This window comes from Curtobacterium sp. PhB172, from assembly GCF_003752545.1.
Classification (GTDB): Bacteria; Actinomycetota; Actinomycetes; order Actinomycetales; family Microbacteriaceae; genus Curtobacterium.
On sequence record NZ_RKIF01000005.1, the window covers coordinates 83,683 to 110,158 of the forward strand.

29 protein-coding genes are annotated in these 26,476 nt (G+C 71.0%); 20 read left to right on the top strand and 9 right to left on the bottom strand.

Translation table 11 applies throughout. The features are described from left to right. The first annotated feature begins 12 nt into the window (after positions 1 to 12). From EDF42_RS01385 to EDF42_RS01400, 4 genes are all read left to right on the top strand, one after another. Positions 13 to 1,185, top strand: coding sequence for a lipopolysaccharide biosynthesis protein (locus tag EDF42_RS01385; RefSeq protein WP_148067588.1), 1,173 nt, complete (start codon positions 13 to 15; stop codon positions 1,183 to 1,185). A gap of 191 nt (positions 1,186 to 1,376) precedes the next feature. Further along, positions 1,377 to 1,766 carry a tautomerase family protein gene (locus EDF42_RS01390; protein ID WP_123339250.1) on the top strand — a complete coding sequence of 130 codons (390 nt, stop codon included), beginning with the start codon at positions 1,377 to 1,379 and terminating at the stop codon, positions 1,764 to 1,766. A gap of 678 nt (positions 1,767 to 2,444) precedes the next feature. Beyond that, positions 2,445 to 2,987, top strand: a complete 543-nt coding sequence (locus EDF42_RS01395) for a VOC family protein (RefSeq protein ID WP_123671258.1) — start codon at positions 2,445 to 2,447, stop codon at positions 2,985 to 2,987. Further along, complete coding sequence (locus EDF42_RS01400; RefSeq protein ID WP_185040710.1) at positions 2,980 to 3,783, top strand: MerR family transcriptional regulator; 804 nt, start codon at positions 2,980 to 2,982, stop codon at positions 3,781 to 3,783. The genes EDF42_RS01395 and EDF42_RS01400 overlap by 8 nt, the downstream gene beginning before the upstream one ends. A gap of 110 nt (positions 3,784 to 3,893) precedes the next feature. Here the strand turns inward: EDF42_RS01400 and EDF42_RS01405 are convergent, their stop codons facing one another. Both EDF42_RS01405 and EDF42_RS01410 read right to left on the bottom strand, forming a co-directional pair. Continuing rightward, a complete protein-coding gene (locus tag EDF42_RS01405) occupies positions 3,894 to 4,550 on the bottom strand; it encodes a hypothetical protein (RefSeq protein WP_123339253.1) in 657 nt (218 codons plus the stop codon). Then, a complete protein-coding gene (locus EDF42_RS01410) occupies positions 4,547 to 6,286 on the bottom strand; it encodes a CocE/NonD family hydrolase (RefSeq protein ID WP_123671558.1) in 1,740 nt (579 codons plus the stop codon). Before EDF42_RS01410 ends, EDF42_RS01405 begins: the two co-directional genes overlap by 4 nt. Before the next feature lie 116 nt (positions 6,287 to 6,402). Here EDF42_RS01410 and EDF42_RS01415 point away from each other — a divergent pair, with 116 nt between their 5' ends. Continuing rightward, entirely contained in the window at positions 6,403 to 7,041 is a 639-nt protein-coding gene (locus EDF42_RS01415) for a TetR family transcriptional regulator (protein WP_123671260.1), read from the top strand. On the opposite strand, the gene EDF42_RS01420 is transcribed toward EDF42_RS01415, so the two are convergent. Beyond that, positions 7,007 to 7,945 (bottom strand): amidohydrolase family protein, encoded by a 939-nt coding sequence (locus tag EDF42_RS01420; protein WP_123671261.1) that lies wholly within the window; start codon positions 7,943 to 7,945, stop codon positions 7,007 to 7,009. The genes EDF42_RS01415 and EDF42_RS01420 overlap by 35 nt on opposite strands. Positions 7,946 to 7,993: 48 nt before the next feature. Between EDF42_RS01420 and EDF42_RS01425 the strand changes: the two genes are divergently transcribed. Next, positions 7,994 to 9,085 carry an amidohydrolase family protein gene (locus tag EDF42_RS01425; RefSeq protein WP_123671262.1) on the top strand — a complete coding sequence of 364 codons (1,092 nt, stop codon included), beginning with the start codon at positions 7,994 to 7,996 and terminating at the stop codon, positions 9,083 to 9,085. Then, on the top strand, positions 9,082 to 9,678 hold the full coding sequence (locus EDF42_RS01430; protein ID WP_123671263.1) for a TetR-like C-terminal domain-containing protein: 597 nt from the start codon (positions 9,082 to 9,084) through the stop codon (positions 9,676 to 9,678). Before EDF42_RS01425 ends, EDF42_RS01430 begins: the two co-directional genes overlap by 4 nt. Before the next feature lie 59 nt (positions 9,679 to 9,737). Here the strand turns inward: EDF42_RS01430 and EDF42_RS01435 are convergent, their stop codons facing one another. Continuing rightward, positions 9,738 to 10,865, bottom strand: coding sequence for a LacI family DNA-binding transcriptional regulator (locus EDF42_RS01435; protein ID WP_185040712.1), 1,128 nt, complete (start codon positions 10,863 to 10,865; stop codon positions 9,738 to 9,740). A gap of 106 nt (positions 10,866 to 10,971) precedes the next feature. Here EDF42_RS01435 and EDF42_RS01440 point away from each other — a divergent pair, with 106 nt between their 5' ends. The 11 genes from EDF42_RS01440 (at position 10,972) to EDF42_RS01490 (ending at position 21,586) form a co-directional block, all read left to right on the top strand. Next, positions 10,972 to 12,366 carry an MFS transporter gene (locus EDF42_RS01440; protein ID WP_260234965.1) on the top strand — a complete coding sequence of 465 codons (1,395 nt, stop codon included), beginning with the start codon at positions 10,972 to 10,974 and terminating at the stop codon, positions 12,364 to 12,366. 9 nt (positions 12,367 to 12,375) lie between these two features. After that, entirely contained in the window at positions 12,376 to 13,071 is a 696-nt protein-coding gene (gene nucS / locus EDF42_RS01445) for an endonuclease NucS (protein WP_017887754.1), read from the top strand. A gap of 224 nt (positions 13,072 to 13,295) precedes the next feature. Next, a complete protein-coding gene (locus tag EDF42_RS01450; protein ID WP_123339258.1) occupies positions 13,296 to 13,538 on the top strand; it encodes a hypothetical protein in 243 nt (80 codons plus the stop codon). An 11-nt stretch (positions 13,539 to 13,549) separates the two neighbouring features. After that, positions 13,550 to 13,762 carry a hypothetical protein gene (locus EDF42_RS18775; RefSeq protein WP_185002932.1) on the top strand — a complete coding sequence of 71 codons (213 nt, stop codon included), beginning with the start codon at positions 13,550 to 13,552 and terminating at the stop codon, positions 13,760 to 13,762. Positions 13,763 to 13,921: 159 nt separating this feature from the next. Next, positions 13,922 to 15,835 carry an alpha/beta fold hydrolase gene (locus EDF42_RS01460; RefSeq protein WP_123671264.1) on the top strand — a complete coding sequence of 638 codons (1,914 nt, stop codon included), beginning with the start codon at positions 13,922 to 13,924 and terminating at the stop codon, positions 15,833 to 15,835. Then, the gene (locus tag EDF42_RS01465; protein ID WP_123339260.1) at positions 15,835 to 16,431 is read left to right on the top strand and encodes a DUF5819 family protein; all 597 of its coding nucleotides are present in this window, start codon (positions 15,835 to 15,837) and stop codon (positions 16,429 to 16,431) included. The genes EDF42_RS01460 and EDF42_RS01465 overlap by 1 nt, the downstream gene beginning before the upstream one ends. After that, complete coding sequence (locus EDF42_RS01470; RefSeq protein WP_185002935.1) at positions 16,428 to 17,222, top strand: bifunctional 2-polyprenyl-6-hydroxyphenol methylase/3-demethylubiquinol 3-O-methyltransferase UbiG; 795 nt, start codon at positions 16,428 to 16,430, stop codon at positions 17,220 to 17,222. Before EDF42_RS01465 ends, EDF42_RS01470 begins: the two co-directional genes overlap by 4 nt. Next, positions 17,219 to 18,157 (top strand): ABC transporter ATP-binding protein, encoded by a 939-nt coding sequence (locus EDF42_RS01475; protein ID WP_123671265.1) that lies wholly within the window; start codon positions 17,219 to 17,221, stop codon positions 18,155 to 18,157. Before EDF42_RS01470 ends, EDF42_RS01475 begins: the two co-directional genes overlap by 4 nt. Next, positions 18,147 to 19,343: an ABC transporter permease gene (locus EDF42_RS01480; RefSeq protein ID WP_123671266.1), complete on the top strand. Its 1,197-nt coding sequence runs from the start codon at positions 18,147 to 18,149 to the stop codon at positions 19,341 to 19,343. The genes EDF42_RS01475 and EDF42_RS01480 overlap by 11 nt, the downstream gene beginning before the upstream one ends. A gap of 282 nt (positions 19,344 to 19,625) precedes the next feature. Next, positions 19,626 to 20,300, top strand: coding sequence for an HAD hydrolase-like protein (locus tag EDF42_RS01485; protein ID WP_111057287.1), 675 nt, complete (start codon positions 19,626 to 19,628; stop codon positions 20,298 to 20,300). Then, on the top strand, positions 20,297 to 21,586 hold the full coding sequence (locus EDF42_RS01490; RefSeq protein ID WP_123339264.1) for a CynX/NimT family MFS transporter: 1,290 nt from the start codon (positions 20,297 to 20,299) through the stop codon (positions 21,584 to 21,586). The genes EDF42_RS01485 and EDF42_RS01490 overlap by 4 nt, the downstream gene beginning before the upstream one ends. 50 nt (positions 21,587 to 21,636) lie before the next feature. On the opposite strand, the gene EDF42_RS01495 is transcribed toward EDF42_RS01490, so the two are convergent. Together EDF42_RS01495 and EDF42_RS01500 are read right to left on the bottom strand one after the other, a co-directional pair. Then, positions 21,637 to 22,470: an SDR family oxidoreductase gene (locus EDF42_RS01495; RefSeq protein WP_123671267.1), complete on the bottom strand. Its 834-nt coding sequence runs from the start codon at positions 22,468 to 22,470 to the stop codon at positions 21,637 to 21,639. A 37-nt stretch (positions 22,471 to 22,507) separates the two neighbouring features. Beyond that, a complete protein-coding gene (locus EDF42_RS01500; protein WP_123671268.1) occupies positions 22,508 to 23,146 on the bottom strand; it encodes a nucleoside/nucleotide kinase family protein in 639 nt (212 codons plus the stop codon). A gap of 54 nt (positions 23,147 to 23,200) precedes the next feature. Here EDF42_RS01500 and EDF42_RS01505 point away from each other — a divergent pair, with 54 nt between their 5' ends. Next, the gene (locus tag EDF42_RS01505) at positions 23,201 to 23,569 is read left to right on the top strand and encodes a VOC family protein (RefSeq protein WP_123671269.1); all 369 of its coding nucleotides are present in this window, start codon (positions 23,201 to 23,203) and stop codon (positions 23,567 to 23,569) included. A 76-nt stretch (positions 23,570 to 23,645) separates the two neighbouring features. Next, on the top strand, positions 23,646 to 23,834 hold the full coding sequence (locus EDF42_RS01510; protein WP_148053812.1) for a hypothetical protein: 189 nt from the start codon (positions 23,646 to 23,648) through the stop codon (positions 23,832 to 23,834). Positions 23,835 to 23,961: 127 nt separating this feature from the next. Here the strand turns inward: EDF42_RS01510 and EDF42_RS01515 are convergent, their stop codons facing one another. From EDF42_RS01515 to EDF42_RS01525, 3 genes are all read right to left on the bottom strand, one after another. After that, positions 23,962 to 24,402: an NUDIX hydrolase gene (locus EDF42_RS01515; protein ID WP_123294468.1), complete on the bottom strand. Its 441-nt coding sequence runs from the start codon at positions 24,400 to 24,402 to the stop codon at positions 23,962 to 23,964. 78 nt (positions 24,403 to 24,480) lie between these two features. Continuing rightward, positions 24,481 to 25,071, bottom strand: a complete 591-nt coding sequence (locus EDF42_RS01520; RefSeq protein ID WP_123671270.1) for a TetR/AcrR family transcriptional regulator — start codon at positions 25,069 to 25,071, stop codon at positions 24,481 to 24,483. A gap of 80 nt (positions 25,072 to 25,151) precedes the next feature. After that, the gene (locus EDF42_RS01525) at positions 25,152 to 26,474 is read right to left on the bottom strand and encodes a carboxylesterase family protein (RefSeq protein WP_123671560.1); all 1,323 of its coding nucleotides are present in this window, start codon (positions 26,472 to 26,474) and stop codon (positions 25,152 to 25,154) included. Positions 26,475 to 26,476 lie beyond the last annotated feature (2 nt).

Consider the following 26,476-nt stretch of genomic DNA (forward strand, 5'->3'; position numbering starts at 1 on the left):
GCGTCGTCGGCCGTGCTCGCCACGGTCGGGATCGGGGTGCAGGGCGTCGCGAAGCTGCTCGTCACCGTCGTCGTCGGGCGGGTCTTCGGCACCGAGACCCTCGGGCAGACCACGGCACTGTTGTCCCTGTCGGTGTTCGTCGCGCTGCTCTGGCCGAACGCCGCGGGCAACACCGCCTCTCGGTACCTGGCGATCGCGCTGCGGGGTCGGCGGTCGGACGCCGCGGTGAACCGGCTGCTCGGGGTCTCGATGCTGGTGTCGAGCGTGGTGCTCGCCGCGGTCACCGTGCCGGTCGCGCTGGCCTGGGGCAACGGCCCCGGGATGGCGCTCGGTGGCGTCAGCGTCGTCGTCGGCTACGGCCTGTACTGCTACGGACGCGGAGCGCAGCTCGGCTACGACCGGGCGCCGCGTGTCGCGCTGTGGGACTCCGTGACGAGCGTCCTGGCGCTCGGGTTGCTCGTGGTGGCGTGCGTCGCCCGCCTCGAGCCGTTCGTGCTGCTGCCCCTGGCCATCGGGTACACGGTGTTCGCGATCGCCTGCTGGCCGCGGGGCAACGGCTTCGCACCGGTTTCGCGCGAACCCGCTGCCGGGGTGCTCGGGTTCGCGGCGTGGAACGTGCTGGCGGTCGTGACGTCGAACGGGTTGCTGCAGTTGACGATGATCTCGGCGCAGGTGACGTCGTCAGCGCACGACGCCGGGGTCTACGCGGCGGCGTTCACCCTGGCGACGCCGGCGTCGATGCTCGGGCAGGCGCTGGGGCAGGTCCTCGTGCCGGCGTTCGCGCACCGGACCGATGGTGGATCGTTGCGGTCTCGCGGAGCGCTGCTGCTCGTCGTCGGGTTCGCTGCTGCTTCTGCCGTCGTGTTCGGCCTGGTCGCGCTGCTCGCCGGGTGGTTCCTGCCGATCGTCTACCCCGCCGAGGGTGCCGCTGCCGTCGCGGACCTGCGGTACCTGATGGTCGCGGTGTGGGTGTTCACCGTCGGGCTCGTGCCGGCGGCGTTGTTGCTCGCATCGGGGAGGTCGCGGCAGGTCGCGCTGGCGTCGGTCGCAGGCTTCGTCGTCGGGGCGGTGCTCATGGCGGTGCTCGGGCCGGTCGCGGGAGTCGCGGGTGGGACGACGGGGTTCTTGGTGGGGAGTGCTGTCAACCTCGTGGCGGTGGTGGGGCTCGGGGTGCGGCGGCGCTGATTCCTCCGCACATGGTGGGCGTCCGTGGGGCGCCTCTTTGACGTCCCGTCGTTCGGAATCGTTTCGGACCACCTATCCGAGAACGCCCCCATCAGGAAGCACGGGGCTCGAGGGGGGAGCTGGACCGATGCGCACGAAGTCGCGGTAGTCGACCGGCTTACAGGACGCCCCGCGCTCGCTAGCGTCGGGTCATGGCACAAGTAGTCGTCTTCGGCCTTCGTGCGTCTCTCGATGCACATCGTGCTGCCCTCTCCGATGCGATCCATGGCGCGATCACGAAGGCGCTCGACTACCCGCCAGAGAAGCGGTTCCAGCGGTTCATCGGTCTCGACTCCTCCGATTTCGTCTACCCGGAGGACCGGGGTCCGAACTACACGATCATCGAGATCTCGATGTTTGAGGGCAGGAGCGACGGGGCGAAGCGAAGGCTCATCAGCGAGCTCTTTGCCCGAATTGAATCCGCTGCCGGCATCTCGTCGCACAGTATCGAGATCACGATCACCGAGACGCCGAAGGTGAACTGGGGCATCCGGGGCCGGAACGCCGCCGACCTCGCGCTCGACTACACCGTCGAGGTCTGAGGGCGACGGACGCCGACCTGCTCGCCCGCGGGAGCCCGCGCTGGAGGGTATTGGCTTTGACTTCCGGCGCGCAGGTCGGTGAACGTCGCGCCTGCACTGCGTTGTGCAGTTCTAATCTGTCGACATGGTGCGATCCCGTGAGAAAGCGGCGCTGAGTTGGCTACGCCGAGCGACGCTTCCCGCGGTGGTCGTTCTCGCTGGCGCAGTCTTCGCGGTCGGGATGTTCAGCCTCGGCAAGATCCGTTACAGCTACGTGAGCTGGGAATCGGTGGCTGTCGCCTCACAGGTCGCGATCCCGTTGGGAGTTGCGGTGGCCGCTACCGTCGCACGTGTCGGAGTGATCGCGAGGAACCGTGCGGAAGACGAACTCGTGGCGCATCCGGTCCGCCGTGCATCGACCGTTGTGGGAGTGCTGGCATTCGTCACTGCCGTTGTTGGCGGTCTGCTGTTGACCGTGGGCGGTTGGCAACTTGTCCTTCCGGCGGCAGCCATCTGCGGTTGCCTGGCCGCGGGATGCGCTGGTCTTCTTCTCCGACGACCAAGAGCAGACCCTCGAGACGACGAGTCAGATCACCACGGGGCAGCGCACGCCCGGTAGCCGATCGTTCTCCGGACGCGGGCCGCAACTCGGTGAACCGGATTTGACCCTCACGCCGCGTGAGGGCAGAACGTGGACCCATGACCAGCTACTACAACGCCTTTGAGATGAGCCCGGTCCCCGCCCCCGGCCCTGACGTGGTCGCGCCTGAGCCGTTCCACGGGATATACGGGATGCCGTCGTTCGTGACGATCCCGACAACCGACCTGGCCGCTTCCGTCGACTTCTGGACCCGCGGCCTGGGCTTCTTCGACCTGTTCAGCGTGCCGGGCCAGCTCGTGCACCTGCGCCGGTGGGCCTTTCAGGACGTCCTGCTGGTCCCAACCGCGTCCGCTCCGGATCAGGCGCCGGCGCCGGCGGTGAGCGTCAGCTTCGCGTGCGTCCTGAACCAGATCGACGCCCTCGTCACCGCGTGCCGAGCCCACGACGCGGGCGTGGTGAGCGAGCCGCGGGACACGCCCTGGGGCACCCGCGATGTCGAGGTGATCACGCCGGAGAAGGTGCGAGTCGTCTTCACTGCCGCGAAACCCTTCGAGCCGACCAGCCAGACCGCCAAGAACCTCGAAGCGATCGGCATCACCGCACCTGACGCCGACGGCGAGAAGAATGGAGCGCATGCCTGATGACAGCGACGCCGTGGACCTGACTGTTGGTCAGGCCGCGGCGCGCCTGGGCGTGACGGTCCGGACGTTGCATCACTGGGACGAGATCGCCCTTGCGAGGCCGTCGTCACGGTCAGCTGCCGGGTACCGGCTCTATGCCGAAGGCGACCTCGAGCGGCTGCGGCGCATCGTCGTCTACCGCGAGCTGGGGCTCGACCTGGAAGCCATTCGGAACGTTCTCGACGATCCGAGTGCGGCTGTTGTCATTGCGCTGCGCGCCCAGCAGTCCCAGCTTGCGGCGCGGATCGAGCATCTCAGCGCGCTGGGCGATGACCTTGCCCGGATGGCCGACGCCCACGAGCACGGGCTGCTCATGACCGCTGAGGAGCAGACCGCGATGTTCGGGTCTGGATGGAATCCGCAGTGGCCGGCTGAGGCGCGGCAACTCTACGGCGAGACGCCGGAGTGGCGGCACTACGCCGAACGCTCCGCGTCACGCACTGTGGACGACTGGCAGGCCGTCGCCGATACGTCGGCGGCGCTTGATCAGGCCCTTGCCGACGCCATGGATGCTGGTGTCGAACCCGGTAGCCCGGCCGCGGACGGTCTCGTTGAACAGCATCGCGAGGTGTTCTCCGCCTACTTCCCGATCACCCGGCAGATGCAGGTCGTCCTCGGCCGCATCTACGAAGCCGATCCCGCGTACGCCGCACACTACGACGGCATCCGAGCCGGGCTCGCCTCATGGTTGCGTCGCATCATCGACGCCGGCGCACGCGCCCGCGGCATCGACCCCGACACCGCCACCTGGCAGTAGGACTCGCAGCTCACGGTCGCGCGCGGAGCGGCCGACGTCGACGTGGGAGCGAACGCTGCCCTGAGCCACCGTCTCGATGACCGATGGGCTACCGGACTGCGCTGCTACGGTCACCGCTCGTTGGCGGCTCGGAGGATCCAGCTGCGGAACTCGACGGCGAAGTGCTCGAGGTGCTGCTCGATCACCGCCGGGGCGCAGGTCGCCGGCAGGGTGACGGACAGACGTGCGGTGAAGCCGTCCTGCTCCTCGTCGAAGGAGTTCGCGATCGACCCGATCACCGTCCCGTCCGCCAACAGCATGTGCGACCGGCGACCGGCAGGCGCTTCTGCGGCGGGCAGCTCCTGCTCGACGACGGCACTGTCGTCCCAGGGCCGCATGAAGAACGAGCAGACGTACTCATCGAGGGTCTCGACGATGTTCACGTTGCGCCCCGGCTCGGCGTGGATCCCGTAGTGCTCCGGGTGTCCGGCGAGCATGACGTCCTCGCGGGCGAACGCGGCGCCGAGCCACGCACCGAACTGCGCGGCACTGATGCCCCGTGCACGGAGCGTGGTCGTGCCGGTTGCCTGCTCGCCGCCGGAGCGTTCGAGGTGGGCGCGGAGGAACGCGTCACCCGCAGCGATCTCGTCGGCCAGGAGCTCGAGCAGTCGCTCGCGTCCCAGCTTCCGTTTCAGGAGCGCGAGCGCCCGGCGGGCCGAGAACAGCTCGAACCCGTCGATGGTCGAGTCGGTGTCCTCGCCGGCCAGGCGCACGGTCGCGCCGGTCACCGTGCGGCCCGGACGGGGAGCTGGAGGTACGAGGCCTGGTCGCCGCCGGTGTGCACGACGTGCCGCCCGGTGTTCGCGCCGACGTACTCGCGGATCGCCGGCATGAGCGTGCCGAGCAGGTTCCGGGAGCTCACGATGAACCGCAGCTGCTCGCCCGCGTGGAAGCGCAGTCCGACCGGGAACAGGTCGATCTCGATCTCGGCGACCTGCCCGGCAGCGAGCTTCTCGACGCGGTCGAACGAGTGCGCGGGGACGTCGTCGGTCGACAGAGCCTCGTCGAGGTGCCGAGCGGACACCCGGAGGCGTCCGTCGGAGCCCTTGTAGCGCAGGATCGTCGCGCCGTGGTCGGTGAGGTCGTGCGCCATCGCCGACTGGTTCGGCACGGTGAACGCCTGCAGCGGCGTTCCCCCGCGGTCGAGCTTCTGGACGAGGACGAACAGGTCCATGTCGTCGGCGCCCCGGGCCTCGACGAACAGGTGCGCCTTCGGGTACCCGACCAGGACGGTCTCCTCGTCGAAGCGGGTCAGGAACGAGACGGCGTCCGGGTTCGCGTCGACGGCGTAGGACGCTTCCGCAGGCGCCTCGGGCGCGGCCGTGGTCAGCGTTCGCGTCCGGGCGTCGAGGTAGTACTTCGTCGAAGCGGCGTCCTGCGGCGGGAACGACTCAGCCGGCACGGCGACCTCGTCTCCGCCCTGCAGGTCGAGGACCGAGTACCGGACGTTCGGAGTGGTCTCCCACCCGTTGTCGGCGCCCTTGAGGAAGTGGTCGAAGAACCGGCGGAGGTCCTCGACGTTCGCCGGGTCGTAGTAGTCCGGCCACTCCTGGGTGTTGTGGATCCGGAGCCACTTCTCGTCGCTGGCGATCCGACGCCAGGCGCGGAAGGTCCCGGCGGTGTGCAGGGTGTTCGAGTAGCTCGCGACGACGTACGCCGGCACCTCGATCTGCGAGAAGTCAGGGATCTTCTGCTCCCACAGGTCGGTCATCAGCGGGTGGGCGTCGACCTCGGCGAGGATGTCCTCCTTCTGGCCCTTCCCGAAGAAGCTGCCGTCCTGCAGCTGCTGTGCGAACCCGGTGTCGGGCATGCCGCCGCGCATCACGAGGTCGCGGTAGACGTCGCTGACGCCTTCCCACGGGTTGATCGCGACGAGGTGCGGGGGCTGCTCGGCGGCGGTGAACCACTGCGACACGGCGAGGTAGCTCGTGCCGCTCATGCCGACCTTGCCGTCGCACCACTCTTGCTCGGCCAGCCACTCGATGACGTCGTACGCGTCGCGGCCCTCCTGCCGGTCCCAGAGCACGCTGTCGCCCTCGGAGTCGACCACGCCGCGGATGTCGACGTTGCAGATCGCGTAGCCGTGCTCGACCCAGTACGCCGGGTCCGGTGCCTCGAACTTCTCGAGTCCGGACACCGTGCTGTTCGGCAGTCCGACGAGCCCGAACACCCCCATCACGCTGAGCGACGTGCCCTGCGCCTTGCCGTACGGGCTCCATGCCACGATCACCGGCACCGGCTCGGTGCCGACCGGGCGGAACACGTCGACGTGGATGGTCGTGCCGTCGCGCAGCTGCATCGCGACGTCCTTGTCGAACACCGTGTCGACGGGCAGCGGCTTGAACTGCGGCGCGATCCGGAACCCGGCCTCGAGGGTTCGGGTGCCGGGCTCGAAGGGGGTGAGCACACCCGTGCGCGGCGCGGGCAGCGGGGTGGAGGGGACGGTCATCCTCTGGTCGGTCATCGTGTTCTCCTTCGTGCGGGAGTCCTCCGTGGGCTCGTCGTCGAGGCGAGCGTACGTCCGATCCGGCAAGAACTCAACGTGTGTTGAGAAACCCGTCAGCGGAGTAGATTGCGGGCATGGACGGAACGACGGAAGCAGCGACGACCTCCCGCGTGGGTCGCCGTCCCGGGGCGGCCAGCACCCGCACGACGGTCCTCGCGGCGGCGAGTGCGCGGTTCGCCAGCGACGGTTTCGCCGGCACGACGATCCGGGCCGTGGCGGCGGACGCCGGCGTCGACCCTTCGCAGGTGATGCAGTTCTTCGGGTCGAAGGCCGACCTGTTCGCAGCGGTGATGGCCGTTTCCCCGTCCGCGCTCCGGCGCTTCGACACGGCCTTCGAGGGTCCGGACGAGCATCTCGGCGAGCGTGTCGTCCGGGCGTTCCTGCAGGCCTGGGAAGGCGCCCCGGAGGAGTCGGAACCGCTGATGGCGATGCTCCGAGGTGCGATGGTCAACGAGGACGCGACGGCGCAGCTGCGGGACTTCATCCAGGCCCGCCTCGTGCACGGAGCCTCCGGCGCCGATCACGAGGACCGTACGCTCCGGGCCGGGCTCGCCGCGGCCATGCTCGTCGGGATCATCACGAGCCGGCAGGTCTTCGGGGTCCCTGCCGTGCTCGCAGCCGACCACGACACCGTCGTCGCGATCGCCGGACCCGCGATCCAGAGCGTCCTCGCCGGAGTCAGTCGAGCAGACGCCGAGCGTTCCGGGTCGTGAGTTCCCGCCAACTCGTCGCGTCGTGCGGCGGCTCGGCATCGTCGAGCGCGGCGATCTGCGCGTCCACGCCCTGCGTCGGCGTCCAGCACGAGTCGCTGCCGTAGAGCAGCCGGTCCGTCCCGGCGACCTCGGCGAGTACTGGCACGTCCAGCGGGAACGGCGTGCCTGCCGTGTCGAACCAGAGCCGCCGCATCGCGTCCTTCCAGGGCATCGTGCCGGCGGTGGCGCCGAACAACTGCTGGAACAGGGCGATCCGGTCAGAGAGGACCGGCAGGGTCGCGCCCGAGTGCGGCACGATGACGCGCACGTCCGGGTACCGGTCGAGGACGCCGGCGAACACCAGGTCGACGATGCTCCTGGTGCTGTCGAACATGAACTCCAGCATCGGGCGAGGACGCCCGAGGGCGGTGTGCTCCCACCCGACGGACGAGGTCGGGTGAACGAAGACGGCCGCGCCGCGGGCGTCGAGCTCGGCCCAGAGCGGCTCCAACGCGGGATCTCCCAGGTACTGGCCGTGCGCATTGGACTCGAGGACGACGCCGACCGCACCCGGTCCCTGCAACGTGCGCCGGGCCTCCAGGACCGCACTGTCGACATCCGGCACCGGGAGGGACGCGAAGTACGAGAACCGGTCCGGGTGCGCGGCCGCGATCGCGGCGGCTTCGTCGTTGAGCGTCCGCGCGAGCTCCGCGGCTCGGTCGTCGTCCCCGAAGTGCACTCCGGGCGACGAGACGGACAGGACCGCTCGGGCGATCCCGCGGCGGTCCATGTCACCGAGCTGGCCGGCGAGCGACCAGCTCGGCCAGGCGGGCATGCCGTCCGGCTGTTCGTACCCGGCTGCTCGGGCCGCTGCGACGTAGTCCGCGGTGACGAAGTGTGCGTGGACGTCGATCAGTTCGGACATCGATGGCTCCTCGTTGCGTGTAGTGAACGATTCTGTATCGTATACCGCATGACCACGACCATTCGCAACGTCCGCACCAGCTCCGGCGGGGTGACCACAACCGAGGCTGTCGACGTCGAGTTCGACGAGCACATCAGCACGGTCCGCCCCGCGGGGACCGTCGCTCCAGCCGGCGGTCCGGTCGTCGACGGAACGGGGCAGTTCCTCGTTCCGGGCCTGATCGACACGCACGTCCACCTGGGCTCCCCGGCGGCGCTGTCGTCCGCAGTCCGAGCCGGCGTCACGACGATGGTCGACCTCGGGACACACCCGGACTCCCTCGTCGACGAGCAGCGACGAGCACCAGGGGCCCCGGGGCTCCTCAGCGCGGGCTCGGCCGCCTCGGCACCGGGCAGCACCCAGATCGCTCGGATGGGCTTCCCGGACGCGAGCGGCGTGAGCAGCGCAGCCGATGCCGAGCGGTACCTGGACTGGCGGGCCGCGAACGGGTCGGACCTGGTGAAGATCATCATCGAGGACCCCGACGCCACCGACGTCCCCGCGCTCGTCGTCGCAACGATCACGGCCCTGGTCGACGGTGCACGCAGCCGGGGGCTCCGGACCGTGGCCCACGTCGTGACCGCCGCGTCGTTCGTCCGCGGGCTCGACGCCGGGGTCGACATCCTCACGCACGCGCCCCTCGACCGGCCGCTGCCGGACGCGACCGTCCGGCGGATGGCGGCCCAGGGCACCATCGCGTCACCGACCCTCGTGATGATGCGCGCGATGGCCCGCGCGCGACTCGGGGACCGTGCCGACGCCGCGTTCGAGAACGCCGTCGAGAGTGTGCGCCGGATGCACACCGCCGGTGTGCCAGTCGTCGCCGGCACGGACGCGAACGAGACCCCCTTCGCGCCGGTTCGCCACGGCGAGGCCCTCCACGAGGAGATGCTCCTCTTGCGGGACACCGGGATGACGAACGGCGCGGTACTGACCGCTGCCACGGATGGGGCAGCGGCGGCATTCGGTCTACACGATCGCGGGCGTGTGGAAGTGGGGCTGCGTGCGGACCTCCTGCTCACGACCGGCGATCCCCTCGTCGACCCAGCCGTCCTCGCTCAGCCGGGCGCTGTGTGGGTCGGTGGGACACTCATCTCGTGAACGCTCCCGTCCGGCGGCGCGGTGCTGACCTCGAGCACGCGATCTTCGCCGCCACACTCGAACAGCTGGCTGACCACGGCATGGCGGGCCTCACCTTCGAGAACGTCGCCGCGGCAGCCGGTGCGGGCAAGGCCTCGCTCTACCGGCGCTGGACCGGTCCGGAGCAGCTCGTCCTCGCCGCCCTCGCCTGGACCGAAGACACCGCGGAGCGGAGCGATCACCCCGGGCGGACCCGACTCCAGCCGGTCGGTGACCTCCGCGACGAACTCATCGCGTTCCTGTCCGATCTCGCCGACGGGCTCACCACCCCCGTCGGACGGGTCCTCGCACCACTTCTCCTGGAGCGAGAGCGACGACCCGAGATGTGGCAGCACATCGTCGCACTGCTCATCGAGCCGCGCCAACGTCTCGTGACCGAAGCATTCGGACGTGCCGCGGCCCGTGGCGAGATCCCCTCGAGCGCTGTCAGCCCATCACGCGTCAGCGCTGGCGCCGCACTCGTGCTCGCCCGTCACCTCACCACTGGTCCGCTGTCCCGCGACGACATCGTCGAGGTCGTCGATGACGTCGTGCTTCCCGCCCTGTCGCGGTGATCCTCGCGAAGTCGCGCTGACCGACTCGTAGGGGTCTGGCGGAATGCGGACGGGTGGGATCAGCGCACAGCCGGCGGCGGCCCCGTCGTGTCCCCCACCCGCAACTCCGAGACGAACGACGCCGGCTGCGGCTCCGCCCCCTCGAGCATCGCCAGCGCAGCACGAGCGGCAGCCTGGCCCTTCTGTACGAACGGCTGCACGAGCGTCGTCAGGTGCCGGATCGGGGTCCGGTGCAACAGGCTGTCGTCCACCGTGATGCCGTCGAACCCGACGACACTGACGTCCTCGGGCACCCGCAGCCCGGCGTCGAGGGCAGCCGAGATCACCCCGACGGCGATCAGGTCACTCTGCGCAATGACCGCGGTCGGCCGTGGCCCGTCCGCAGCGAACAGCTCGACACCAGCCAGACGTCCTTCTTCCACCGAGCTGCCAGCAGTTTCGATCGCCACGGCGGAGGGGTAGACCTCGCGCACGCCCCGGAGCCGTTCGAGCGTGGTGAACGCGATGCCCGAGGCGAAGCGGTCGTCGTCGATCAGACCCCGCCGACGAGCAGCGTCGAGCGGCAGCGTCACCACCGTGACGTCGGCGTGCCCGAGGTCCTGCAGGTACGCAGCAGCACGGCGCGAGGCATCCCGGTTGTCGAGCTGGACGGGCACGGCACCCTCGATCTCGTCCGCCTCGATCGCGACGACGGGGATCTGTCGACGCCGCAGCACCGCCACGGCGGGGTCGATCCGGACGTTGCACCCGACGAGCACGACGGCGTCCATCGGGGCGTCGACGAGTGGGCCGGCCCCCTGTTCGTCATCGAGCGGACTCCGGACCAGCAAGAGCGAAGCCCCCGCAGCCCCGGCCACCTCGGCGATGCCGTCGAGCGTCAGGACGTTCACCGGATCGCGGAACGCATCGCTCAGGCGCTCGTCCATCACGACGCCGATGACGCCGGAACGCCCGCGGCGGAGCGAACGCGCACGGGGGTCGGGGCCGCCGTAGCCGAGCTCTGCGGCGGCGGCGAGGACTCGGGCCTTGGCGTCCTCGGACACCGGGCCGCTGCCGCTGAACGCGAGCGAGGCCGTCGACGGCGCGACACCGGCGGCGCGGGCGACCGCGGCCAGCGTCGGGCGCGACGGACGGGTGCCGCCGCCGCGGGAAGGCGACGCGCCGAGTGCTGTTGCCGGTTCGTCCATCGCCGGTTAGCGTAGCGGGAACAAGCGGTCGAATCGATTCGATAGCGGCCGACACCGAACAGAACGCGCACCGCGACCACCAGCAACGAAGCACGATGGGACCACCATGACGACGCCGTCCACCCGCACCGTTCCGACCACCAGGGCCTGGATCATCGCGGTGTTCGTGGTGTTCACCCTGTCCGGGCTCGACATCGCGACGTGGCTCGGCCGGATCCCGAGCGTCCGCGACTCCCTCGGGGCGAGCACCTTCGAGATGGGCCTGCTCGTCCTGGGCATGGCCGTCGGTTCGATCGGTGGCCTGACCTTCGCCGGCCACATCGTCGCCAAGCTCGGCGCACGTCGTGGGATCCAGATCGCCGCCGCCTGTCTGGCGCTCGGCATGGTCTTCGCCGGCATCGCGGTCACGCTCGGGTGGGGGTTCGCCGCCATCTGGATCGCCCTGATCGCCTTCGGGTTCGGCAACGGCCTGTGCGACGTGTCGATGAACGTCTCCGGCGCCGCTGCCGAGAAGGCCGGCGGGCGCACGATCATGCCGCTGTTCCACGCAGCGTTCTCCCTCGGCACACTGGCCGGCGCCGGGCTCGGTGCCCTGGCGGAGCGGCTCGAGATCCCGGTCTCCGTGCACTTCATCGTGCTGGTCGTCATCACGAGCGCCGTGATGCTCGTCGCCGTCACGAAGTTCCAGGACGAGCACCGCTTCGCCGAGCAGGTCTCCACCGACACCAGTCCGGTCGCCACGCCGCTCACCCGCATGCAGGTCTGGGCGCAGCCCTCCACGATCCTGATCGGCGTGATCGTGCTCGGCATGGCCCTGGCCGAGGGCTCCGCGAACGACTGGCTGCCGCTCGCGATGATCGACGGCCACGGGCTCGACAACGCCGCCGGCGCCGGGGTGCTCACCGTGTTCCTCGCCGCGATGACCGTCGGCCGCGTCGCCGGCAGCCCCCTCATCGACAAGTTCGGGCGCGTCCCGATCCTGCGGATCAGCGCGGCCGTCGCCGTGGTCGGCCTCGGCATGCTCATCTTCATCGACAACGTGCCGCTCGCGATCGTGGGAGTCGTGCTCTGGGGCCTCGGTGCCAGCCTCGGTTTCCCGATGGGCATGTCGGCCGCCGCCGACGACCCCCGCACCGCGGCCGCCAAGGTCAGCGCCGTCGCCACCATCGGGTACGTGGCGTTCCTGGCCGGTCCTCCGCTCATCGGGTTCCTCGGCGAGCACGTCGGTCTTTTCGGTGCGCTTCTGGTCGTCTTCGTGTTCATCATCGCGGCGGGACTCGCGTCGGGTGCTGCCCGTGAGACCGGCGCCGCCGCCCGGCCGACCCGCGGGGGCGGCGACGGACACGACGGGGGCAAGCCGCGCCTCCCGGCCGACAGCGCTAACCACACCGACAAGGTCGACAACGTCGACAACGTCGACAACGCGACGATCGCTGCCGATGCAACCAGCACTGCCGACGCGACGAGCGCGCCGTCCGGGTCGGGACGCGACGCCCGTTAGGCTTCCCGGGTGCGTCTCGTCATCGCCCGCTGCTCCGTCGACTACGCCGGACGGCTCTCAGCCCACCTGCCGCTCGCGACCCGTCTGCTCATGCTCAAGGCGGACGGCTCGCTGCTCGTGCACTCCGACGGTGGCAGCTACAAGCCGCTGAACTGGATGAGTCCGCCGTGCTCGATCGAGATCACCGAGCCCGACGAGGAGCAGTCGGTCGCCGGCATCACCCAGGTGTGGACGGTGACGCAGAAGAAGACGCAGGACAAGCTCATCGTCTCCCTGTACGAGGTCGTGTCCGACGAGACCCACGACCTCGGCGTCGACCCGGGCCTGGTGAAGGACGGGGTCGAGGCGCACCTGCAGCAGCTCCTCGCGGAGCAGATCGAACTGCTCGGCGACGGCCACACGCTGGTCCGCCGCGAGTACATGACCGCCATCGGGCCCGTCGACATCCTGGCGCGCGACGACGCCGGGGCGAGCGTCGCGGTCGAGATGAAGCGCAACGCCAACATCGACGCGGTCGAGCAGCTCACGCGCTACCTCGAACTCATGAACCGCGATCCGCACCTGCGTCCGGTGCAGGGCGTGCTGGCGGCGCAGACAGTGGCACCGCAGGCGCGCACCCTCGCCGAGGACCGCGGTATCCGCGTCCTCGTGCTCGACTACGACGCGATGCGCGGCATCGAGGGCGGCCACACCCGCCTGTTCTAGAACAGGCCCGGACCCGGGTCCTCCTTCTGGGGTACGGAGACCTGAGGTTTCCGTGTCAATCGCATGTGACGCCCCTCGAAAGAGGGGTGAACCTGCGACCCCTGTGACCGAACCTGTAAGAGTTGACAGGGGGGAGTCGCGGGGCGACCGGCGCAGCTGTCCTCCGTCATCTCGTCGCCCTCGAGGCGGTGCCGGCCGTGATCGATGTCGACAACGGAAGAGGAATGGGGAAGACCATGACGTCACTCGCGTCACGTGTGAACAGCGATCGATCGATCGCGAACCTGCAGATGGACCGCACCAACTGGTCCGGAGCACCAGGGGAGCTGCCCGTGCTGGCCACCCCGGCCACCGTCACGGCCGCTGCCGCGTTCGTGGCAGCCAACAAGGGAGCGGTCGCCGGCGCGGCTGCCTTCGCCGGGCTGTTCGGTGCCGGCGTGTGGGTCGGCGTCGCGACGGCCGACTAGGGGTGGTGACGATGCTGCTCGAGAAAGTGAACGCGGACGCCGCGCTCGCGACGTTGCCCTTCGCCGACGTGTCCAGCCGAGGGTTGAGCGCCTCCGTCCCGGTCCTCGCGACGCCCGCCACGGCCGCGGCCTTCTGCCCCGGTTTCGTCGCTGCGTTCAAGGGCGCAGCGGCGGGTGCCGCCGCCTTCACGGCCGGGTTCACCATCGGTCAGGCCATCGGCTGACCACCTGTGCCGGCCGACGGTTCCTCGTCGGCCGGCACCCCGCTCGACCGCGCAGCGGTCGGGTCACGTACGTCCTCGTCCAGACGGGTCGCACAAGCGACTCCCTCGCCCAGGAGGCCACACACCCATGCACCAGCGACCCGCGAGCGGGGACCGCGCGTGAACGCCCGGTCCGTCCTCGCGCACCTCCCTCCGCTCCGCGCTCCCCGTCTCCGGGCGATCACAGCCGGCATCGGCGACGTGCTGACCGCCGTGTCGCGACCGCGCACGGCGCTGCTCGCGGCCGAGCGGATGAGCGCGGTCACGCAGGTGCTCAGCAGCGTCGAGTACCTCTTCAGCCGACGTGACCAACGTCCCGGCGGCCTGGGTGACTGGACGTACGGTCGCAGCGCGATGGCTACCCGGTTCCCCCGGCTGATGCCGTTCCTCGACCGCGTCTCGGACGAGAAGATCGACAACGTCGTCCACGTGCTCCGGATCGGCGCGGGGTTGTCCCTCTTCCTGCCGTTGCACGTGACGGCACACCGGGCCCCGGCGAACGCCTTCCTCGCTGCGAGCGCGCTCGTGCTGCACCCGAAGAACCACTACGGCTCGGACGGGTCCGACCAGCTCGCCTTCCTCGTGCAGACCTCGGCAGCCCTCGGCCGTGTCGGTCGCGGTTCACCCCGAGCGGCCGAAGCGGCGGTGTGGTTCCTGGCGATGCAGGCCGCGTTGTCGTACAGCGTCTCCGGCCTGGTGAAGATCGTCAGCCGGACGTGGCGGACCGGCGAGGCGCTCCCGGGGATCCTGCGCACCCGCACGTACGGCGACGAGGGCCTCTACCGGTTCCTGACCGCGCACCCCCGCCTGTCCCGACTCGCCGCCCACGCCGTCCTCGTCCTCGAGACCGCGTTCCCGCTGGTCTTCGTGCTGCCGACCCGCGCGGCCTACGGGGTCGTCGGGGCGATGGCCGCGTTCCACCTGGCGAACGCGCGGTACATGGGACTCGCCCGGTTCGTGTGGGCCTTCATGGCGACCTACCCGGCCATCCTCTCGGTGGTGCAGGGGCGCGCGGCGCGGTCGCTGACGGCAGGCGCGCACCGCTCGCCCGCTCGGCTCCCGGCGATCGTCGCCTCGGTCACCGGCATCCTCGCCGTCGTCGGCGTCGGTTCCGCGCTGGTGCGCCGCGCCGGGATCGAGCGAGCGGACGGGCCGGAGGCCCGGCGGCACCGCACCCCGTCACGGAACGTGCTGTCCTACCGCCTCCGGCGCGCACCCGGTGCGGAGGCTCTGCCGCTCGTCGTGTTCGAGAGCGGCCACCAGTCCTCCGCCACCTACTGGCACTGGTACGGCGAGGAGCTCGCCGGACGGGTCGACACCCTGTTCTACAGCCGCGCCGGGTACGGCGCGAGCAGCTACTTCTCACGTGACAGCTACAGCCTGCAGGAGTCCGTCGACGACCTGCTCGACCTGGTCGACGCGGTCGCCGCCGATCGGGACGTCGTGCTGGTGGGGCACTCGCTCGGCGGGTACCTCGTCACCCGTGCGGCGGAGCGTCTGGGGTCACGGGTGACCGGGATCGTGCTCATCGACCCGACGCACCCGGGCGAGGTCGCCGTGTCCGCGGTGCAGGCCGAGGGTGCCCGCATGCTCGACATGTCGATGCGACTCGTCGCACCCTCGCTCCGGCTCGGACTCGGTGTGATGCTCGACGTCCCGCCGTGGGTGTTCCTGTACCCGGACGAGGTCGCAGCGCGGCTGCGGGCCGAACTGCGGGACCACGCCCTGTGGTCCACCGCCAAACGGGAGTGGACGAGCCTGTACCAGGTGTTCCGCGCACCGGTGGGGAGCCTGCCGACGACCTCGGCTCGTGTCGACGTCGTCGCTGCCGACCGGACCCTGCGGGAACACCCGCACCAGCGGGCGCTCGACGAGGAGTTCGTGGCCGCCGGTGCCGACGGTCGTCTCACCGTGGTCGACGGAACCGATCACCTCGGTCTCCTCGCCGACCGTGCCGTCGTCACCCGGATCGCCGCCGTCGTCCTCCAGCACACGACGCCGCGGGTGCCCGTGGAAGCGGAGGGTGCGCGCTGATGGGCCGCCGACCCGCACCCACCACCGTCATCACGACCGCCGTCGAGGCGGTGTTCGCCGGCTGGTTCGTCCTGACGCTCCTGACCCAGCACCCGCAGCGGAGCTTCGACCGGCTCCGCAGCCTGGACCCGGTCGGGCTGACGATCCCGAACTGGCGGTTCTTCGCTCCCGAGCCGGCCACCCAGGACTTCCACCTGATGTACCGGACACGCGGTGCGGACGGCCAGGTGTCCCCGTGGCACGAGGCCTCCAGCATCGTCCGCCGGCGGCTCGTGCACGCGTTCTGGTTCCCCGGCCGACGCCGTGAGAAAGCGTTCTTCGACGTCGGCATCGACCTCATCGCGCTCAACTCGCTCGAGGTCGAGCAGATGCAGCAAGCGTCCTCGTACCGGCTCGTGGCCAACTACATCCGGCACGCCGTCGAACGCCGCGAGCGCGCCGGCGACCTCGAACCGGGCAGCGACGCCTTCCAGTTCATGGTGGTGCTCTACAGCGGCTACGACGAGTCCGGCGATCCCGAGTACCGCTTCGTCTCCGGGCTCGTCCCGCGGATCGAGGGTGCGGAACTGCCCGCGCCGACGGAGGACCGATCGTGATCGACAGCAACATCGACCGGGACCGCCAGGACATCGACCGCTCCGGTGGGTACGGCGGAGCGTGGGCGAGCGTCTACGACCGGGTGTTCGAGCACGGTGGCGCGCTCGAGGCCGAGGCGCTCGGGAGTCTCGTCGCTCCCGCGTCCCGGATCGTCGAACTGGGTGCCGGGACCGGCCGGGTGGCGATCCCGCTGGCGCGCGCGGGACACACCGTGCGCGCCGTGGAGGTGTCGTCCGCGATGGTGGACCGCCTGCGGGACAACCTCGGTGCCGAGGACGCCTCGACCCGCGCCCGGACGACGGTGGTCGACGCGGACATGCGGGACCACTCCGAACCGAGCGGATCGGCCGACCTCGTCGCCTGTGTCCTCGGCTCGATCTCCTGCCTGCCCGACCCGGCCGACCGGGAAGGCGTTGTGCGACGAGCCTCGTCCTGGCTCGCGCCGGGTGGCCACCTCGTGGTCGAGGCGTACGACCGAGCGACCGCGGTCGGCAGGTTCGGCATCGAGCCCCTGCCGGTCGTCACCGAACGCCCGGACGGTGCACGCCTGACGTCGACCTACCGTCTGGACACGGCGGCGGACACCTGGTCCGTCGCGCACCGGTGGGAGGAACCGCGGTCCGTGACGCAGTTCGACGAACGGGTCGCCTTCGTCGAGCCCGACGAACTCGCCGCGTGGGCGGAGGACGCCGGCCTCGAACGGGTCGCGCTGCTCGGCGACTGGTACGGCACGCCCTACGAAGCGGGCGAGAACCCGCTCTGGGTCGCGGTCCTCCGGCGGCCGGCATGAACCCGGCCGGCACCATCGAGGTCCGCGACCTCGACAAGCGCTTCGGGTCCCGGCTCGTGCTCGACGGGGTCTCCTTCACCGTGCCGTCGGGGCAGGTCACCGGCTTCATCGGCAGCAACGGCGCCGGCAAGAGCACGACGATGCGGATCCTGTTGGGCCTGCTCGAGGCCGACAGCGGGACGGTCTCGGTCGGTGGGCGCCCGATCGACTCCGCCTACCGCAGCGGCATCGGGTACATGCCCGAGGAACAGGGTCTGTACCCGGAGATGCGGGTCGGTGACCACCTCGTGTACCTGGCCCGGCTCCACGGTACGGGACGCCGACAGGCTCGTGCCGAGGTCGCGCGGTGGGGGGACGTGCTGGGGATCCGGCATCGTTTCGGCGACGTCGTCCGTGAACTCAGCCTGGGCAACCGGCAGCGTGTGCAGCTCGTCGCCGCCTTGCTCGGCGACCCCACGGCGCTCGTGCTCGACGAACCGTTCTCGGGCCTGGACCCGAGCGGCGTCGACGCGATGGGCGCGGTCCTCGCCGACACCGCACGGTCCGGCCGCCCGATCCTGTTCTCGAGTCACCAGCTCGACCTCATGGAGCGCGTGTGCGACCGGGTGGTCATCATCCACGACGGGCGGATCGTCGCCGAGGACCGGGTCGACGACCTCCTCGAGGGGACGGAGAACCTCCACGTCGTGCGCACCGCCACCCCCGTCGCTCCGGGTGTGCTCGCCGAGCTCGGTGCGGACGTCGTGACGAGCGGCCGCCATGCGCTCAGCGGCACGACGACCGATCCGGATCGCCACGTCGTCCGGGTACCGTCCGGCACCGAGGCGGACGTCTTCCGCCGCCTGGCCGCCGGCGTCGACGTGATCGGCGTCGAGCGGGCCCGCGCGACCTTGTCCGACCTCTACCGAGACGCGGTGACGCAGGATGCTCTCTGATCGACCACGGCTCGACCTCCGACAGGTCGGCCACATCGCCGGCCGCGAGGTCCACGTCGGACTGCGCATGCGGTCGTTCTGGATCGGCATGGTGGTCAGCTGTCTCTTCATCGTGGCGCTCGCGCTCGTGCCCAGACTGCTGGCCGGCAACACGGCCTCGACCGCGCTCGCGTTCGCCGCGACGCCCGAGGCCGTCGCCGCGCTCTCGTCGGACGACCGGGGCGCGGTCCCCGGCGTCGACATCCGTCCCGTCGACTCCGCGGGCGCGGCGGCCAGGGCACTCGATGCCGGCGACGTCGCGGGGACGGCAGCGGTGGCCGACGGCCGGGTCACGGTCACGATGGCCGACAGCGCCGACGAGGCCGCCGGCCTGGCCGTCGCAGCCGCGATCAGGACCGGCACACTCGAGATGATGGTGGCCGACGCCACCGGGAGTCCGGTCTCGGTCCCCGAACCGGTGGTCCGTGCCGTCTCCGACTCGTCCGGCGACGCAGCACGACTCGTGCTCGCGTACGTCGTGTCCATCGTGCTGTTCACCCAGATCGCCGGCCTCGGCGGGTCGGTCGCGCAGGGAACGATGGAGGAGAAGACGACGCGGGTCGTCGACATCCTGTTCTCGCGCGTGCGCCCCGTGTCCCTGCTCGTCGGCAAGGTCGTCGGCACCGGGCTCTTCGGTCTCATCCAGATGGCGATCCTCGCCCTCGTCGGGATCGGCGCCGTGCGGGTGTTCGGGACGGCTGGCCTGCAGGACCTCATCGCCCCGGCGGCGCTCGTCAGCATCATGTGGTTCGTCCTCGGGTTCGCCTTCTACGGCTTCATCTACGGGGCGGTCGCCGCCACCGCGAAGCGGCCGGAGGCACTGTCCTCGTCGTTGCTGCCCCTCCAGCTGCTGAACGCAGCGGTGTTCGTCGTCGCGATCCTCGCGCTCCAGGGCATCGGGGATCCGTGGGTCCGCGTGATGAGCCTGATCCCGCCGTTCTCCGCGATCCTCATGCCGATGCGGCTCGCTGCCGGCGAGGTCGCCGGTGTCGACCTCGTGGCGTCCGTGGCGGTGATCGCCGCGGCCACGGTGATCGCCGCGGTCGGCGGTGCGAGGGTCTACCACCGGTCCATCACCGGCCGCCGCAGCCGTCTCCGCAGGCCGGTCCGCTCGCCCCGGACCCGCCCGCAGCACCCGAACCCCTGACAAGCACCACACCCACCGCACGACACCGACAGGAGCACAACGTGGAGACCACAACAATCATCTGGATCGTCGTCATCGCCGTGATCGCCGGCCTCTCGCTCACCGCCGGGGGTTGGTTCTCGCGGAAACGCCGCTGATCGGCGAGCGCCGTCCGTCGACGTCGCCCTCCGGGCACCACGAGGACCGTCCGGTCCCCGGCCTGGAGGCGCGGCGCCGGTCCACCCCGTCGCCGCCGCGACCCCGGGTGGTCGCCCGCTACGGCCCGGCTAGGGTGGACAGGACATGACCAGCCCGTTCTCCGCCATCCTGTTCGACCTCGACGGCACCATCAGCGACTCCGCGCCGGGCATCCTCGAGAGCCTGACGCACACCTTCCGCACCGTCGGCGTCCCGGTGCCGGACCACGACACCCTGATGTCGTTCGTGGGCCCGCCGATCATGGACACGTTCCGGGTCGCGATGGGCATGGACGACGAACTGGCCGACCGCACCCTCGCCGTCTACCGCGAGCACTACTTCTCGCACGGGGCGCTCGACTCCGAGATGTTCCCGGACATCGACGTCGTGCTGCGCACCCTGCACCAGGCGGGGCTGCCGATCTCGACGGCGACGAGCAAGCCGGAGACCCCGGCGACCTACATCCTCGAGCACTACGGACTCACCGGGGACATCGACATCATCACGGGTGCGAGCGACGACGAGGTGCGGTCGAGCAAGGCCGACGTCGTCGAAGAGGCACTGCGACGCCTCGAGGCCCACGGCTTCGACACCAGCCGCCCGGTGCTGATCGGCGACCGGAAGCACGACGTCGAGGGCGCGACCGTGCACGGCGTCCCGGTCGTCTTCGCCGAGTGGGGCTACGGCTCCCCCGACGAGGCCGAGGGCACCATCGCCCGCGCCGCCACCCCACTCGACCTGCTGCCGATCCTGCTGCCGTCCGCGACGCCGTCCGCATGAGCGGCGACGTCGTCGGGCGGGGGCTCCGCGGTGCCGCCTGGCTGCTGCCGGCGGCCATCGTCCTGATCGCACTGAACTTCCGCGGCCCGATCGTCGCGACCGCCCCGGTCATCGGCGACGTCCGCGCCGACCTCGGCCTGACCGCGACGATCGCCGGGCTGCTGACGACGATCCCGGTGCTGTGCTTCGCCCTCGCGACGCCGTTCGCCAGCTGGGTCATCGCGAAGGCCGACCCCGAGCGTGCGGTGTCCCTGTCGCTCGTCATCGTGCTCGCCGGCACCGTGGTCCGTTCGATGCCGTCGTCGGCCGCACTGCTCATCGGCACCGCGGTGATCGGCATCGGCATCACGATCGGCAACGTGGTGATCCCCGTCGTCATCCGGCGGGACACCTCGCCGGAGCGTGTCGGCCTGGTCACCGGCGTCTACACGTCGGCACTCAACGTCGGGTCGATGATCACCTCACTCGCGACCGCTCCCCTGGCGGCGCTGTGGGGTTGGCCGATCGCCATCGCCGTGTGGGCGGTCTTCGCAGTCATCGCCGGGTTCGCCTGGACGTACGCAGTGGGCGCCCGGGCCGCATGGCGCCGCCCGGTGCGCTCGGACGACGACGAACCCCTGCCGATCACCGGTCCGATCGACCAGGTGCTCGACACCGGGGCGATCCGGACGATCCGCGCCGACCGGGCCGCGGCGGCCGCTGCTGCCACCGCCGCCGAGCCGGTCCGCCCCGCACGACGGCTCATCACGTGGGGCCTCACGCTGGCCTTCGGCGGCCAGGCGTTCTCGTACTACGCCCTGACCGCCTGGATCCCGACCCTGCTGCACGACGAGATCGGGTTCTCGAAGGCGTCGTCCGGGGCGAGCTCGTCGGTGTTCCAGATCCTGGCCGTGGTCGGTGCGCTCGGGGTCCCGCTGCTCGCGGCGAAGTGGCGGCCGCGGGCGATCATCGCGCTCGTCGCGTTCCTGTGGCTGGCGATGCCCCTCGGGCTGCTCTTCGCCCCGCAGCTCTGGTTGCTGTGGTCGGTGCTCGGCGGCGCGGCCCAGGGCGGCGGCATCACCGTGATCTTCATCGTGATCGTGCGGATCGTGTCGAGCGACGCCGATGCCCGTCGGATGTCCGCGTTCGTGCAGGGCGGCGGGTACCTGATCGGCTCGGCCGGACCGCTCGTCGCCGGGGCGCTGCACGGTGCGACCGGGGACTGGACGGCACCGCTGCTCGTCGTGCTCGTGTCGGTGCTGACGCTCGGGGTCGTCGGCACGATCGCCGCGCGCCGCGTGTCCTGAGCGGCCCTGCTTGTTCGCTCGCTGCGGAGCGCTTCGTGAGCACGCGCCCACTACCGCCCGGCGAGCACCTCACGCAGGGACATCGGGCGCCGGCCGGTGATCCGCTCGACGTCGCCGGACACGTGCGCGAGCGCCCCCTCGGCGATCGCCGTGTAGGTGCTCACCCACGCATCGGCCTGCCACGGCTCGGGGTTCCACTGCGCTCGTGATGCGTACGCCTCGTCCAACGTCTCCGGGTGGTACGTCACCGTGCGGCCGCGCACCTCGGACACCACCGCGGCGGCTTCGGCGAGCGTGATCGCCGCAGGCCCGGTCAGCTCGTAGGTGCGGTCCACGTGGGCACCCGGGTCACGCAGTACGGCCGTGGCGACCCGGGCGACGTCCGCACGGGCGACCGCCGCCATGGCGCCGTCGCCTGCTGGGCCGCGGATCACACCGTCCTCGCCGACCAGGTCCTCGACGAAGTCCAGGTAGAAGCTGTCCCGCAGGAACGTGTACGCCGTGTCGGTCGCGCGGATCGCCTGCTCGGTCGCCCAGTGGTCGCGGCCGAGGGTGAAGGTCGCGTCCTCGGCCGCGCCGAGGAACGACGTGTAGACGACGTGCCGCACACCCGCTTCGGCAGCTACTGCGACGAAGGTGCGGTGCTGGTCGAGCCGGTCCTCGGCCTCGGCCGCCGACACCATCAGGAGCACGTCGACCCCCTCGAGCGCCGCCCGGCTGGCGTCGGCGTCGGCGAACGTCGCGACCGCGACCTCGACGCCGGGCAGCTCCGGGGCGCGCGCTGCGTCGCGCACGATCATCCGGAACGGTACGCCGTCCGCGGCGAGCGCGCGTGCGACGGCGCCCCCGATGTTGCCGGTCGCTCCGGTGATGGCGATGGTCATGGTCGCTCCTTCGATCGGTGTCGCGTCGGTCTGACGGTCACGTCCGCACCGTCCTGGAGGCACGGATCACCGTGGGCGCGACCCTCGCCGCGTTCACGCCGTCGACCTCCACCGCCCACGCGCGCGCGGCGTCGTGGTCGCGTCCGTGACGCATGTGCCGACCGACCAGGCGGTCGACCCGAACCCCGTCGTCGACGGCGCAGAACCAGGTCTCGGTGAACAGGTCGCCGAGCGCTGCCCACGGTTCGGCATCGTCGAGCAGGTAGTTCCCCTCGGAGACCACGAGCCGGGCGGTCGGCGGGACGGCGATGCTGCCGGCGACGGGCTCGTCGATGCGGCGGTCGAAGTCCGGCGCCCACACGGTGGTGTCGGTAGCGACGAGTCGTCGGACCAGGGCGACGTAACCGTCGGCGTCGAACGTGTCGACGGCGCCCTTGCGGTCGTGCCGGCCGAGGGCGTCGAGCGCCGCGTTCGACAGGTGGAAGCCGTCCATCGGCACCTGCACCGCAGTGCCGGCCCCGAGTCGCTCGTCGACGGCGGCGACCACGCGGCGGGCCAGGGTCGACTTGCCGGCACCGGGAGCACCCGCGATGCCGAGCACTGCCCGGGTCCCCGCCGAGGCCAGCTCGACCGCACGCTCGACGGCGTCGTCGACGCTGCTGTCCGGGTGGCTCACGGCCCCATCCTGGCAGAGCGCGCCGACACCGGACCTTGGTGGTTCACTGGCCGCATGGTCGATGCGACGAAGGCGTTCAGCGGGTTCTCGGTACGGGACGTCCCGGAGGCGAAGGAGTTCTACCAGGACGTCCTGGGGGTCGAGGTCTCCGAGGACCACGGCATGCTCTTCCTGCAGCTCGGCGACGGCCACGCTGTCCTCGTCTACCCGAAGGGCCCTGCGCACGAGCCGGCTGCCTTCACGGTGCTGAACTTCCCCGTGCCGGACGTCGACGCCGCGGTGGACGAGCTCACCGCGAAGGGCGTCACGTTCCTGCAGTACGAGGGGATGACCGACGAGAAGGGCGTGAACCGCAAGGGCGGGCCGCTCATCGCCTGGTTCACCGACCCGTCGGGCAACGTCCTGAGCGTCGTCGCCGAGTGAACATGTTGTGTTCAGAAAGCTCGCGCCGGTTCCACTGACCGCCCTACCGTCGTCCCACACCGACGAGAGGACGGCCATGACCGCTGTGGTGGGACGACATTGGACCCGCGAGGAACTCCTCATCGAACGCGCGCGGGTCCGGGCGCAGTGGGACCTCGATGAACGAGAGTTCGCGCCGACCGAGCAGTGGCGCGACCTCTTCATCGACGAGTTTCTGGCACAGGACTGGCTCGACAGCATCTCCTTCCTGCTGGGTGAGCGATGACCGGCAGTGCGGAGTCAGCGGCGCAACAGCAGATGGAACTCGCGCAGGCTCTCCTGGACGCTTGCCTGCCCGGACACGGGGCGCGAGTCGACTACGACCTCGACGTGCCGAGCCGCCGGATGAGGGGTCAGCGGGTGAGCGCACCCGCCCACGCCAGCGCGACGGGTACGAGCAGCCCGTGCCGGTGGTGCGGGAGCTCGGCGATCGGCAGCCAGCGCGACTCGTCGGTCGACCCGTCGATCTCGTCGCGCAGTGTGCCGCCGACGACCGTCGCGCGGAACACGACCTGCACGGCCTTCATCGGGCGACCGTTGGCGTGGATCCGGCGCTCGGCGGGGACGACGTGGTGCCGGACACCGAGCAGGGCGCCGACCTCGGACTCGTACCCGGTCTCCTCGCGGACCTCGCGCACGACGGCCTGCTCGACGGTCTCGTCGAACTCGACGCCACCGCCCGGCAACGTCCAGGTGCCGGCTTCGGGGAAGCGCAGCTTCGCCAGGAGCACCCGGTCACCGTCCGTGATCACGCCGTACGCGGCGAGCCGGGTGTCGTAGTCGGTGTACTCCATGGGCCGACCATGCCAGGTGGGCGAGCCGACGCACGCAAGCCGCGCCGTGCCTCCCGTCCGTGCTCCCGCCCGGAGTCCTCAGGCGTCGACGCGCGCTGCTGCCCAGCCGACCCGCATCCGGGCGACGGCGCGGTCGAAGCCGCTCAGCGGCTCGGCGTCGTCGCGGACCATCGCCTGCAGCTGCAGCCCCTCGAACAGTGCCATGAGCTGCTCGGCAGCGTGCCGGGGCGAGGCGCCCCGCGGCTCGCGTGCAGCGACGACGTCACGGACCAGGGCGAGGGTGAGGTCCTCGAACGCCCGGGTGTACTGGGTGCGGAACCACCCGGCTGCGGGGTGGCCGGGGTTCGACGCAGCGCTGAGCACGGCGATCCGGAGCCGGACGAGGGCCGGGTCCGTGATGCCGGCCTCGAGTCGGGCGCGCAGGTACGCGACGGCACCGTCTCGTTCGGCGACGGGCCACAGCGCGAGTCGGCTGCCGTTGTTCCACCGGTCGATGACCGCGACGACGAGGAGTTCCCACATCGGGAACGCTCGGCTGACCTCGGCGACCGGCACCCCGGCGTGCTCGGCGACCTCGTCCGGTCCGACCCGGTGGAAGTCCGTCGCGCGGTACGCCTCGATCGCACCGGACACGATACGTGCACGGAGATCGGCGTCGGGCGTGGGCATGCTGACGATTGTCCGGTCCCGGGGGCGACCACGCGACCGCCAGTTCAGGGGGCGCGAAGACGGCCAGTGCCGATCGAACGTCAGTGCCGATCGAACGTCAGCGTCTCGTCGTCCGGGGCGGTGACGGCGCCGGTCCGGGCGAACTCGGCCCAGATCGCACGGAAGGCCCGGCCGCGCCGCTCGACCTCGGGCCAGTCGCGCTCGGGGACGAAGCGGGTGCCGGCCCAGGCCTCGCGGCCGCCGAGCAACAGCGGCAGGTCGCTCATGTGGACGGCGCCGGTCGGCGCGGTGGTCACGCCACGGAGGAGCCGGTAGGACGTCGCTCGCCCGCCGGCTCGGCGGTGCCGCGCGGTGAAGCGTCGGACGTCGCGGCCGTAGATGACGTCGGAGAGCGGACGGACCACCCACCAGCGGAGCGCCGGGCGCAGGATCCGCGACCGAGCGACCCGGGACAGACCGGGGACCAACGGCACGTACATGCCGGTCTCGTCCGTCGCGGACCCGATCAGGACGTCGACGTCGGGAGCGACTCGGCTCCAGGCGTCGTCGAGGTCGCGTTCGGCGGGCAACGGGGCGAATCCGTACTGGGTGCCGAACGGCATCCCGCCCGCGAGTCCGTACGGCGCAGCTGCCCGGGTGCCGAGGGCCTGCCGTTCGAGCAGGTCGTCGAGCGGGGTGTCGGCGTGCACGGCACCGACGGCCCGGATCATCGCGCGGTTCATCCGGGACCGACCGCGGGACAACCCGAGCGGTGCGCTCTGGATGATCGCCCGGCGGAACAGCCCGGCCGCGCCGTCGCTGATCATCAGGTGGGCTGCTGCGTCGCCGCCGGCCGACTGCCCGAACACCGTGACGAGGTCGGGGTCGCCCCCGAACGCGGCGACGTTCGCCTGCACCCAGCGGAGCGACTCGAGCAGGTCGAGCAGTCCGAGGTTCGCCGGGATCGACGCCCCGTCACCCAGGAACCCGAGGACTCCGAGCCGGAAGGTCACCGACACCACGATCACGCGCTGCTCGGTCACGAGGTCGCGGGCGTCGTAGATCGGCAGGTCGCCGCCGCCGATGACGTACGAGCCGCCGTGGATCCAGACCATCACGGGCAGCCGCTCGTCGGGCGTCACATCGGCAGGCAGCGTGATCGACAGGCGCTGGCAGTGCTCGTCGACGGTGATGTCCTCGACCTCGCCGAGCAGCTGGTCGACGAACTGCGCGTGCGGCTGCGGCGCCACAGGGGACGGCGTCGACGCGTGCAGTTCGCTCGCGAAGGGCGGCATCGGCTCCGGCGGCGCGAACCGGTCGGCCCGCGCGTAGGGGACCCCGAGCACGCGGACGACGTCGCCGTCCACCGTCCCGACGATCCGGCCGGCCGGGGTGTCGAACGGGGCAGGCGTCGCGTCGAGCATGG